The organism is Peribacillus sp. NPDC006672, from assembly GCF_050274955.1.
GTDB lineage: Bacteria > Bacillota > Bacilli > Bacillales > DSM-1321 > Peribacillus.
Map to the genome: position 1 here is coordinate 123539 of NZ_JBNNOR010000009.1, position 12386 is coordinate 135924.

Consider the following 12386-nt stretch of genomic DNA (forward strand, 5'->3'; position numbering starts at 1 on the left):
CATCTGCAGATTATCCTCCGTATCATTGATCTACAAAGATATTTTCGCCTTCAGCTATAATGGAAAAAAATTAAAACATCAGTAAATCCCAATGAATCAGGAAATACTGACGATTAATATTCTATAAAGTTTCAGGTTTTCTTTGGTCAATCCAAGCCGCAAGCCTTGGCAAGTATTTCAACAAGATGCATACTTTTGATTTGGTTTGCTGCCCCCTCCCTTTGAATGCCAATGCTCATTTGCATTTGGCAGCCGGGGTTAACGGTTACTACTGTAGTAGCTTTTGTATCTTTTAGGTTCTTCATTTTTTCATCAAGTATCTTCATGGATTCATCAAAGTGAAGAAGATTGTAAATGCCTCCAGATGCACAGCAACGGTCAAACCCTTCCATTTCCACATAGGAAACTCCTGGTATGGATTGCAATAATAAACGAGGTTCCTTTTGGACCTTTTGAACATTGCGTAAATGACAGGAATCTTGATAAGAAACGATGCCTTGCCATCTTTCAGTAAAGGGGAGTGGCCCTAATTGATGAAGAATTTGACTGATATCTTTTGATTTTTCCGAGAAAATCCTTGCTGCTCCGGACCATTCATGATCGTCAGCTAATAGGTGTTCATATTCAAGAAGCGAAGCACCGCAGCCTCCTGCGTTATTTACAATGACATCAGCATCTGCCTGCATGAAAGCACGGATATTCCTCTTCGCTAATGCTTTTGCTTGTTTTGTTTCGCCTTGATGGGAATGCAGTGCACCGCAGCAATTCTGATTTTCAGGGAGAATGACTTCACAGCCCACAATGGTGAGCAGTTCGATGGAAAGACGGTTGATTCGTGACATCATGGATTCCATGATGCATCCAGCAAAAAATGCCACTCTTAATTTCGTTTCCCCTTTTGCCGGTATTATCGTTCCCGTCCGGATTCTTTTGGAGGACGACTCGATAGCAGGTAGTGCTTGTTCTAAATGTGCAAGGGCAGGGGAAACTTTTTGTAATACATTGGATGTCCGAATAAGTTTGGATAATCCTGTTTTTTGATAGAGGTGGACTGCACTCCCAATTCTATTCAATCGTTTTGGATATGGAAAAAGATGAACCAATGCCATTTTTTTGATTTTCGTCATTTTATTTTTTGGGTTTGCTGGCGGGGAGGCTTCAATAGCTTCTTTCGCCGCTTCCAGTATATGTCCGTATGGCACACCGACTGGACATGCAGTTTCACAAGCACGACAGCCCAAGCATAGGTCGATGGGTTCAGCTAAATCTTTTTGGAAATCTATTTTTCCTTCGGCTGCCATTTTCACTAGATTGATTCGACCGCGTGGAGAAGCGGACTCTACAGCCATTGATTCATATGTAGGACATGCAGGTAAACAATAACCGCATTTTACGCATTGGTTTGTCCAATCATAGGCATCTGAATATAAATTTTGGACCGCTTCATTTGTCTCGTTGGTTTTAACAGGTAGATTCATGTAACCAACACGACCTTTGTCTGGCCCTTATCAGGAAAAATCTTTCCTGGATTCAAGATATTATTGGGATCCCATGCTTCTTTAATTTTTTTCATCATATTCACCCCTGTTATACCTAATTCCATTTCCATATATGGTGACTTTAATGTACCGATTCCATGTTCTCCGGAAAGAGTTCCGCCTAGTTCTATTGCCGCTTCAAAAATTTCACTGACTGCAAGCTCCACTTTTTTCATTTCCGTAATATTTCGTTTATCAGTAATAATGTTCGGATGCAAATTCCCATCGCCGGCATGACCAAATACAACTAAGTTCAACCCGTATTTTTCCCGGATTTGGTTTAATCTCTCCATCATCGCCGGAATCTGACTGCGTGGAACAGTTGCGTCTTCAGAAATCTTTGTAGGTCCCATTTGTGTAATGGCCGGGGAAACCAATTTACGCGCACTCCAAATCGTTTGGCGTTCTTCCTCTGTTTCCGCTATCTTGACGTAGGAAGCACCCTCAGCTCGGCATAAGTCGGCGCATTTATTGATTTCTTCCTCAATCGCCAAAGGGTGCCCATCTATTTCTATGATCAGAATGGCTTCTGCTTGAAGAGGCAATCCAGAAAGACGATAGCTTTCAACAGCACGGATACACGCATTATCCATTAACTCCATGGCTGATGGTAGGATTCCTGAGGATAAAATGCTGGTAATGGCATGGCCGGAGTCAATCAAATGATTGAAGTGGGCGACAAATGTATGTTTTGATTGCGGTTTTGGAATTAAGCGAATGATTGCCTCTGTAACGATGCCCAAGGTACCTTCCGATCCTACGATCAATCGTGTCAAATCATACCCTGTTACATTCTTTACGGTCTTTCCCCCAGTGCGGATGATTTCTCCCGTAGGTGTGACCACCTCCAGGCCTATCACATATTCTTTTGTCGTTCCATATTTCAATCCCTTTGGCCCGCTGGAGTTTTCCAATAGATTTCCGCCAATTGTGGCAACATTGGAACTGCTTGGATCAGGTGGATAGAATAAGCCGGCTTCTTCAGCCTTTTTATGGATATTTGCCGTAATCACACCTGGAGAAACAATGGCAAGCATATTTTCCCGGTCAATGATCAATTTATCCCGTAAAAGGGTCATATCAAGAACCATCCCCCCTTTAACAGGTAAAGGGCCGCCACTTAGCGAAGTTCCGGATCCTCTAGGGTAAACAGGTATTTTGTGAGTATTAGCCAATTTAACCACCTCACTGATTTCCTCCGCGTTTTTTGGCTGGATAACGATTTCAGGTAAATATTCCCCAAAAGAAGCGTCATAGCTATAACAATACCTTTCTGCCAAATCAAGGAACATTCTATCACTTGGAATTACCTGACTAAGATCGTCCAGGGCTTCTTTCTCCATGCTTCTCACTTCCTTTCTTGATTATATTAAATGGTAAAAGAATCATTTGTATGTAATATATTGGCATTCTATTATCCTGCTAGATATAATGAAATGAAAAAGGAGGGTTTTTATTGAAAATCGCACTGATTCATGCAACCACAACTGCATTAAAACCAATTGAAATGGCCTTTCAGACTGTTGCTCCGAACATTGAACTCCTTCATTTCATGGACACAGGTCTTCTCGCCTTGATGGAAAAGAGCGGCAAGTTAACTCCGGAAATCATTCGCCGCTTTTCTGCATTAGCTAATTTAGCCTACGATTCTGGCGTTTCATGCATCCAGCTTACTTGCTCTGCTTTTAATGAGATTACATCAATTTTACAACCTCTATACCCTGTAAAGTTATTTCGTTCTGATGAGGCCATGCTTGATGAAGCGCTTAGCTATACTAGAATCGGCCTGGTTTCAACCGTAAAAGAAACGCCGATTGCCCTTCAAAATTACTTATTAAATAAGAATCCTGACTGTATGATCGAGTCATTGGTGGATCCCGGAATCATCCATTTATTATCTCAAGGAAAAAGAAGGGAACATGACGATCGGGTTAAAAAGATGGTGGAACAATTGGATGGAAAGACAGAAGTGATTTTGCTTTCACAATATAGTATGGAGCATGTCGCAAAGCAGGTTAACCCTTCTGTCCCTATCCTAACGGGCCCACTTTTGGCTGCTAAAAGGTGCTTGGATCATTTGAATGGAACATTTGGCTGATTTTTTTCTGGACAAAATCCGAACTTGGTCAGCGGGATTGATTGTTACATCACTAAAATCCTTATTAACCGTTTGTATGATGGGAACCACCAAAAACTTTCCCGACACCTTGAATTTTTTCAAGTATGACAATTAAAAGGACTGATATGAAAATAACCACGCTTGACACGGATGCAACGATTGGATTGTAGGCATCCTGCATTTGCGAGAAAATCTCAATCGGCAGGGTTCGCATTTCAGGTGATACCATAAAGAGCGAGACCGTTACATTATCAAATGATGTCAAAAATGCGAATAATCCTCCTGAGATGGCCGCGGATCCAATTAGCGGCAGTGTCACTTTCATGAATACTGTTAGTGGATTGGCTCCAAGTATGGCTGCGGCCCGTTCGAGATTATAATCAAATCCACTTAAACCGGTTAATACGAGCCGCATAACATATGGTATGCAAATGACGATATGGGCAATTAAAAATCCTGTAGACGTACCGGCAAGCATCATTGGTGTAAAGTACATTAAAAGTGCAATCCCTAAGACTAATTGCGGCACACTTAATGGAGAAGTTAAAAGGGCCGTAATAAACGATTTTCCCGGTATATCATACTTTGCGATGCCAAGGGCTCCCAAAGTTCCGAATATGACGGAGAAAAGGGCTGCTAATGCTGCGAACTTCGCACTGTTCAAAAATGCTTCCAAAAATTCAGGTCGCTCCAAGATCTTGGCATACCATTGCAGTGAGAAGCCTTCAGCCGGAAAACTTGGATAATTGGCACTTGTAAAAGAAGCCGGAATAACGACAATGAGCGGTATCAAGATATAGATTATTGCCAACGCGGCTACGGCAATCCGAAGGCCCCCAAACGTTTTCATCATCGGAATACCTCCTTGAATTTCCCTTTTTCAAACATTCTAGTAAAGACGGCTACTGATATGACAGTGGTTGCTAATAGAATATAAGAAAGAGCAGATCCGAATGTCCAATGCAGCAGGTTATTTATTTGATCATATATGACAACAGGCATCACGGGTACATTGGCTCCCCCCATAAGTGCAGGAGTAACATAAGCACTCATTGACAAACTGAATACGAGTATGCAGCCAGATACGATACCAGGGATACTTAACGGCAATGTAATGGAAAAGAACCTTCTGAATGGGCTTGCCCCAAGTATCGCTCCTGCCTTATCCAGAGAAGGATCAATATTATAAAGACTTGCAACGATGGATAAGATCATGAAAGGAAGATATGCATTGGAAAGGCCAATCACAACTCCGATTTCCGAAAACAATAGTTTCAATGGGGCATTTATTATGCCAAGCCCCATCAGGGTTTGATTAATCGTTCCGTTAGGCAATAGCAAGAGGTACCAGCCAAAATTGCGGACAACTATGCTTACCAAGAGCGGTGACACGATCAACAGAGTGATATACCCTCTGATCCTCGCTGAACTTTTGGCCATCGTCAAAGCTACCGGATATCCAAGAAATAAAGCAACCAAGACCGAATATAAACTGATTTTGACAGTCAGCCATAAAGAAGATAAATAGTAGCTATCGGTAAAGATTTGTGTATAGTTTTTTAGGCTATACACTGCATCAGCAGCTCCAAGATTATCAGTTGATATAAAGCTTAAATATAAAATGTATAACATCGGTATGACAAAGAAACCAAATATGAAAAGCAGAATCGGCGTTAAAAGGAGTAATCCAGGCAGCCAGACTTTCCTTTTCTTGATTTTAGGTTCCTTTTGCGGCTCAATCGGATTCGTTTCCTGTTTTATTTCTTGACTAGCATAACTTCTGATGGGCTCCATCCAATCAACACCTCACTTCCATTTTGCCATGATGAATCGAAAGCAGAAGTCAATACTTGAATACTTTTCCCCTGTAATAGAACATTGATTTCCCATGAGGTACCAAGGTAGTTAATTTGGCTAATCCTCGCACGATGGTAATCCAATGGGGATAAGGAAGTGTCATCAATAGAAAGGATGTGCAGTTTTTCTGGTCTAATATAAATCTTCACCTCATCTCCGGTTTTCAAATCAATATCATTTCCCATGATATTATCTGCGTCGACATGAGTGATATCAGAACCGATCTTGACTGAAACTTTCCGCTTGTCCACAGCAGACACTTTCCCTTCAAAACAATTCGATTTACCGATGAATTGAAAGACGAATTCTGTCTTGGGATGATTGTAAATATCAGTTGGAGTACTGATTTGTTCAATTTTCCCTGCATTCATGACCACGACTCGATCTGACATGGAAAGAGCTTCTTCTTGATCATGGGTCACAAAAATGGTCGTTACGCCAATTTCCTTTTGTAAACGCTTTATTTCGGCTCTGAGTTCATGGCGCAACTTTGCATCAAGGTTTGAAAGCGGTTCGTCAAGCAAAAGGAGCTCCGGTTCCACTACAAGTGCCCTGGAAATGGCAACACGCTGACGCTGACCTCCTGATAATTCCCTTGGATAACGATTCTCCAATCCTGACATTTTTACCAATTCAAGCGCTTTAGTTATCTTCTTTTTTTGTTCTGCTTTACCGACCTTGCGCAGCTTCAAACCAAAACTGAGATTTTCATAGACTGTCATATGAGGAAAAAGTGAATAGGTTTGAAAAACCATTCCTAAATCTCTCTTATAAGGCGGAACCTTTGTAACATTATTTCCTTTAATATGGACCTCGCCCCGATCTGCATCGAGGAATCCTGCAATGAGGTTCAAGGTCGTGGATTTTCCGCACCCGGAAGGCCCAAGAAGAGTGAGTAACTCTCCTTGTTTCACCTCCAGGTCGATACCATTCAGGACAACATTCGCTCCAAATTGTTTAAAAGCGCCTTTTATCTCTACATCATTTTTATTTGACCCAACCCCCTGAACTGCATTCAGGTGCTGCCCATTGATTTCCACATCTTTTTTTAATACTTCCATGTAATCAACACGCTCCTTTTTATTTGAGTTTTTTCCCTAATTCAGGAGTAACCTCTTTCGCCCATCTGTCTGACACATCAGCACGGATTTCGGCAAACTTGGCGAAATCTGGTTTGAATGTTTTATCACTTTCTTTAAGTCCGATTGACTCTTCGAACTTCTTTGGAATTTTCAAGCCTTCTACCGTCGGATAAAATCCTTTTTCGGAAATTAATGCTTGTGCTTCTTCACTGACTAAATAGTTGATGAATTCAAGGGCTTCTTTACTATTAGGCGTATTTTTCACTAGACCAGCGCTGAAAGCTTGAAGCGGCACACCCTCTTTAGGAACGGCCATCTTGATGGGAATTCCTGAAACGGCTAGCTCCCCTATCGAATAACTTCCCATAACCGTAACGTCAGCAGCTCCCTGTTGGATGGCTGGCATCATTTGCGTTGAGTTTTTATAAAATGTATTGGAATATGCTGCAAGGTCCTTTGCTTTTTCAAGACCTGGTTCCATGTCTTCCGTGCTGCCGCCGTTTGAAATCGCCAGACCATTAAGGGTATTGAAACCCCAGTCATTCGTAATATCTGAAAATGCCGTTTTACCCTTGTAATCAGGTGAGACAAGATCATTCCATGATTCAATCGATTTTAACCCATTCTTTTTAAAGGTTTCCGTATTATAAGCTGGTGCAATGACTAAGCCGAATGCTGGCGCTGCAGCCTTTTCAACCGGAATGAAACGTGGGTCAACCGATTTCATATTGGGAACATTGGACTCATCAATTGGTACGATCAGTTCCTTCTCCTGAGCGCGAATTACATCAACCGGTACAAAAAGGGCAACATCTATTTGCGGAGCGTTCTTCTGTAATTCCACTTTGGATAGGATTTCACCTGATAAACCGGAAATATAATTAACAGTGATTCCCGTTTCTTCTTTGAACTTTGGTGCAATCACATCTCGGATGGCACTTTCAATGACACCGCCGTTCCCTGCGATCGTTATTTTTTTCTCTCCTTTTTCACCTGTACCCGTTTGTACCGATTCCCCCGGTTTTTGCGGAGTAGGATTACCGCACCCTGCAAGAGCAATCAATGCGATTATCAATAAAAGACTTAATATTTTCTTCATAGTCATTACCTCCAATTTTTCATTGTTTTTCAATAATTCCTTGTTCGCTAAAAAACTTCATGGCTCCTGAATGAAAATCGAGTGGAACTTGTTTGGTTGCTTCCTCTATTGAAATATCAGAAGCGGCCGGATGTGTATGCTGCAGTTCAGGCAGATGTTGATATAGTGTTTTCACCAGATAGTAAGCATGCTGGTCAGACATATCATCATAGGTTACCAAGACATTTTTAATAGAAATCGTAGGGACACTTTTTTTCATTCCCTTATATGTATCAGTAGGAATTTCATTGGAAGTATAAACGCCATATTGTTCCTGAAGGCGTTCAATGATATCTTCCGGGATTGGAATAAAGGAGACTTCCGTTTGTTCGGATATGAAAGCGATTTCATTGTTCGGTATTCCCGAAGAGAAGAAAGCGGCATCAATGGTACCATTTTGCAAGGCTTCTGCAGATTGGGAAAAAGAAAGATAGGATAAATTCAATTGATCAAGCGGTAAATCCGTTTCTAAAAGGATTCGTTCTGCAATAAGCCTTGTACCGCTTCCGGTCGTACCAACACTAATGCGTTTACCAACTAAATCTTCTAAGGAATCAATATCATTTTGTTTCGTTGTAACAATTTGAACATAGTTGGAATAAAGGGCAGTTAGAGCTCTTAACTTGGATTTATCCGTTTCAGGCAAATCAAGTACATCAACTGAGGTAAAACCAATTTCTGCTCGATGGCGGCTAACCAATTCAGTATTTTCGATGGAAGCATGGGTGACCTGGGTTCCTGACACAGCTCCATTATATTTTTCATACATGTTTGACAATTTTTGGCCTAATGAATAATAAACACCTGACATATCTCCAGTTGCAATGATTAGGAGCCTATTTTTTAAATCCTGTCCTTCAGAAATTAATTGCCTCTGAATCAAGGTAGCAGGTTTTGATATTTCCTGCTGCTCATTCATAAAAGAACATCCTGCCATGAAACAAAATAACACAGCGACTTTTATAAAGAGTGCTCCATTATTCATAGTGGCCCTCCTTTCTTAATGAATATAGATGCAAGTACTATGCCAAGTCGATTAATTGCTCTAAAACGCAAAGTTTGCCGATTTATAGCAAGATTCACCATTATATACCGGCATTTTTTGCCGGTTAACCAGAAAAAAATGCCGGTTTAGACTATTATTAACCTTTTATTCTTCTCTTGAAATAAGCTTAATTTTATCGCGAAGGCTTCTTTCTGAAATTTTTAGTAATTGAGCTGTTTTTTGCCGGTGGTTTTTACAGTATTGAAGAGTGGCCGTTATGACTTTTTCCTCTATCTCTTTCATGGATATGCCAATCGGGATCTTGAAACTGTTAAAATCATCGTCAATGTCATCTGGCTGGAGAATCAACTTCTGTTCTTGAACATATTGTGGCAAGTCGGTATCTTCCATTCTTTTCGAGTTTGATAGGGCAACAGCATATTCTATAATGTTACCTAGCTCACGGACATTCCCAGGGTAATGATAATCTAGCAAAATCCGACGTGCGGTTGCCGAGAACGCCTTGTCTTCTCGGTTCATATCCTTAGCGTGCTTTTTAATAAAATAATCCATAAGAATGGGTAAATCTTCTTTTCTATCCCTTAACGGCGGCATCAAAATGGGAATGACATTTAACCTGAAATACAAATCCTCCCTAAATTTCCCTTCCATCACCATTTGTTCCAGGTTTTTATTGGCTGCACTAATAATACGGACATCCAGGGATATTTTTTTATTGGAACCAAGAGGCGTCACCTCCCGTTCCTGTAACACCCGTAATAATTTGGCTTGAAGTGGAAGGGGCATTTCACTAATCTCATCCAGAAAAAGAATGCCTTCATTAGCAACAACGAATTTTCCTTCCTTCCTCTGAGTTGCACCGGAAAAAGCGCCCTTTTCATAACCGAACAATTCAGATTCCAGCAGCATCTCAGGAATTGCAGCACAATTGACAATTTGCATCGGTTTGTTTTTCCTTCTTCCTAGAGTATGGATGTTTCGGGCTACAAGCTCTTTTCCAGTTCCACTTTCACCTGTGATTAGAACACTTGAATCAATATCTTTCACTCTTTCAATCATTGAAAAAATACGCTGCATCGCTTTGCTGTTACCTAGGAAGTTCCCAAATCCCTTTTGCATCTCTAATTCTTCATGTAATGTCTCCAATTGATTGGACATCTGTTTGAATTCGGCTGCCCTCATCAAGAGCAACGAAAGTTCTTCTATATTAATGGGCTTTTCAATATAATAGTAGGCCCCTTTTTTTATGGCATCGATGGAGGTATCAATGGATGAATAGGCAGTCATCATGATGACTGTCACGTTAGGTGCAATTTGTTTGATTTTCTGAAGAACATCAAGTCCACTTTTATTGCCTATTCTCAGATCAAGCAAAACAATATCAAAAGGATGATTGTCGATTTTTCGGAGACCTTCATCTGGGTCCGTTGTTGTCACGACTTGATAAGAATCTTCCAAGGCAAAGCTAAGAGCGGTGCAAATAGCTGGTTCATCATCGATCACTAATACATGTATCTTCATAATTATCATCCTCCTTAAGGGCTTCTATTCGATATAAGGGCAGTAAAATGATGAATTGCGTTCCTGAATTGGGATAACTTTTCACGTGGATATCTCCGTTATTTTCTTTAATTAACCTATACGATAATGTAAGGCCCAAACCGACGCCCTTTTCTTTATTTGTGAAAAAAGGTTCGAAAATATGGTTTTGTTCCTCCTGTTTCATCCCTTTTCCGGTATCGGAAATGGTAATCCGCCCTGTATTTTGGTTCTCTTTATCAATGGTGATGTTAATGGTCTTTTCCTCGGTTTCCTCAACGGCTTGAATCGAATTCAACACCAAGTTTAGAAGAACCTGGTGAATTTGTTGTAAATCTATATAAAATATTAGGTCCTCATCAATCGTCTGCTCGAAGTTTATTTGTTTTTTTTCCATTGTCACCTTGTGAAAAGCAAGTAATGAAATAAGTTCATGAGCGTAGCAATTTGTTATATTCGGCGGTCGCGGACGAGCATATTCAATTAAATCGGTTACTATCGCATTCAGCCGGTTTAGTTCAGTAGGCAAGTGTTCCATTAGAACTTGTCGGAATTGAGGATTATCATATTTACTAGGAAGTAAATCAATGAATGTTTTAATCGATGTTAAAGGATTCCTGATTTCATGTGCGACACCTGCAACTAGTTGGCCAAGAGCATGCAGCTTTTCTTGTGTGACCAATTTTTTCTCTAATGTTTTCTTTTCTGTCTCATCATTCATGGAAAGTAAGTATCCGGTTTGTATTTCTTCAGAATTGAACATCTTATGCATTGAATATGAAATGACCTTCTGTTCATTTTTTTCGTTTATTACCAAGATCCGAAAAGAACCTGTACGATTTTTCTCATTTTGTTCTTGATGGAAAGCTTCGAAACTTTTCATTAATTGCGAATGATTCATAAGATTCTGAATCATTTCCTTGGAAATGTTGAGAATGTCCAATGCCTTTGCATTGCAGCTGGTAATCATGAAATCGAGATCGAATGTTATTATGCCAGTATTGATATTGTTTAAGATTTGATCTTTGAACGCTTTACTATTAGCGATGTTTTGCCGCTGTTTCTCTAAATCCTTATTTAATAAATGTAATTTCAGCGTCTGGTTATGAACGGATTTTTTCAGCTTCTGATTCCATATGTAAATAACTAGAAGGATAAGGGCTACCGCAGTTAAGATTATGATTAGCCATAAGATGAATTGCTCCAACCTGGCAATTTTTTGATTGGACTGTGGCATGACCCATTTATCGATTATCCCGTTGATATTTCGGTTCGCTTTAATTTCTGTGAGTGTATTGTCCATCATGAAAAGAAGCGTTTGATTCCCTTTTTTTACTGCAATCGTATAATCAGCGGGTTCAATGACTTCATCGAGAATGATGTAATTCTTTTCCTGGCGGAACTTTTTCAAATAGAAGTCTGCAGTCCATTTGTTTCCAATGAACACATCTGCACGATTATTAAATAATGTTAAAATGCCCGAGTATTGATTCGAAACAGTCGTTAAGTTTGTATTCCTCATATTAAGAAATGTACTGATTACAGGTGTGTTATAGTCAAGGACAACATGTGAATCACGTAAATCCATTAACGTATGAATATCCTTTTTCCTTTTACTAGGGATGATAATTGATTGGGACATGGTAAAATAAGATTGAGTGAAATCAATTTGATTAGCTTTTTCGGTATTATAGGTACTGCCAACAATTGCATCAATTGTTCCGTTCATTAAGGCTTTTTCCGCTTCTTGCATCCCCATCGGAATATATTCGAATTCAACCCCATTATATATTGCTATTTCCTCCATTAAATCAATATTGATACCTGTCAGGTCACCAGCTTCATTTTCAAATGAAAATGGCGGAAGGGCACTTTCTCCAGCAATTTTAAAAGTTCTTTGTTCAGCAAAAACAGCGGGAGACCATAATGTTTGAACAAAGAATGCAAAACAAAATATACATAGTTTAAACAGCCGCTTTTTAATTAAGAACCCTCCTTTTACGTCGATATTCATGCAGTCAGTAATCCTCGGCTAAAAAAACATCCTGATAATAATACTTCTCCAATTAGGACTTGAACCCTTTAAATTGTAAAAGATTCTTAGTAT

The 12386-nt window shown here is 39.9% G+C and carries 10 protein-coding genes; 1 reads left to right on the forward strand and 9 read right to left on the reverse strand.

The genetic code is table 11. From position 1 onward, the window contains the following. Window positions 1-146: 146 nt before the first annotated feature. Window positions 147-1478: a (Fe-S)-binding protein gene (locus tag ACQKKK_RS16105; protein ID WP_427617244.1), complete on the reverse strand. Its 1332-nt coding sequence runs from the start codon at window positions 1476-1478 to the stop codon at window positions 147-149. Continuing rightward, entirely contained in the window at window positions 1475-2881 is a 1407-nt protein-coding gene (locus ACQKKK_RS16110; RefSeq protein WP_427617246.1) for an FAD-binding oxidoreductase, read from the reverse strand. Before ACQKKK_RS16110 ends, ACQKKK_RS16105 begins: the two co-directional genes overlap by 4 nt. A 113-nt stretch (window positions 2882-2994) precedes the next feature. On the opposite strand from ACQKKK_RS16110, the gene ACQKKK_RS16115 reads away from it, so the two are divergent. Further along, on the forward strand, window positions 2995-3636 hold the full coding sequence (locus ACQKKK_RS16115; protein WP_427617247.1) for a hypothetical protein: 642 nt from the start codon (window positions 2995-2997) through the stop codon (window positions 3634-3636). Between the two features lie 64 nt (window positions 3637-3700). Here ACQKKK_RS16115 and ACQKKK_RS16120 read toward each other — a convergent pair whose 3' ends face one another. From ACQKKK_RS16120 to ACQKKK_RS16150, 7 genes are all read right to left on the reverse strand, one after another. Next, entirely contained in the window at window positions 3701-4507 is an 807-nt protein-coding gene (locus tag ACQKKK_RS16120; protein ID WP_427617458.1) for an ABC transporter permease, read from the reverse strand. Further along, window positions 4507-5451: an ABC transporter permease gene (locus ACQKKK_RS16125; protein WP_427617249.1), complete on the reverse strand. Its 945-nt coding sequence runs from the start codon at window positions 5449-5451 to the stop codon at window positions 4507-4509. Before ACQKKK_RS16125 ends, ACQKKK_RS16120 begins: the two co-directional genes overlap by 1 nt. Further along, a complete protein-coding gene (locus tag ACQKKK_RS16130; RefSeq protein ID WP_427617251.1) occupies window positions 5415-6575 on the reverse strand; it encodes an ABC transporter ATP-binding protein in 1161 nt (386 codons plus the stop codon). Before ACQKKK_RS16130 ends, ACQKKK_RS16125 begins: the two co-directional genes overlap by 37 nt. A gap of 19 nt (window positions 6576-6594) precedes the next feature. Further along, the gene (locus ACQKKK_RS16135; RefSeq protein ID WP_427617253.1) at window positions 6595-7695 is read right to left on the reverse strand and encodes an ABC transporter substrate-binding protein; all 1101 of its coding nucleotides are present in this window, start codon (window positions 7693-7695) and stop codon (window positions 6595-6597) included. A 19-nt stretch (window positions 7696-7714) separates the two neighbouring features. Further along, window positions 7715-8719: a TAXI family TRAP transporter solute-binding subunit gene (locus ACQKKK_RS16140; RefSeq protein WP_427617255.1), complete on the reverse strand. Its 1005-nt coding sequence runs from the start codon at window positions 8717-8719 to the stop codon at window positions 7715-7717. 165 nt (window positions 8720-8884) lie between these two features. Then, window positions 8885-10261 (reverse strand): sigma-54-dependent transcriptional regulator, encoded by a 1377-nt coding sequence (locus ACQKKK_RS16145; RefSeq protein WP_427617257.1) that lies wholly within the window; start codon window positions 10259-10261, stop codon window positions 8885-8887. Then, window positions 10233-12293: a transporter substrate-binding domain-containing protein gene (locus ACQKKK_RS16150; protein WP_427617259.1), complete on the reverse strand. Its 2061-nt coding sequence runs from the start codon at window positions 12291-12293 to the stop codon at window positions 10233-10235. Before ACQKKK_RS16150 ends, ACQKKK_RS16145 begins: the two co-directional genes overlap by 29 nt. Between the last annotated feature and the right edge of the window lie 93 nt (window positions 12294-12386).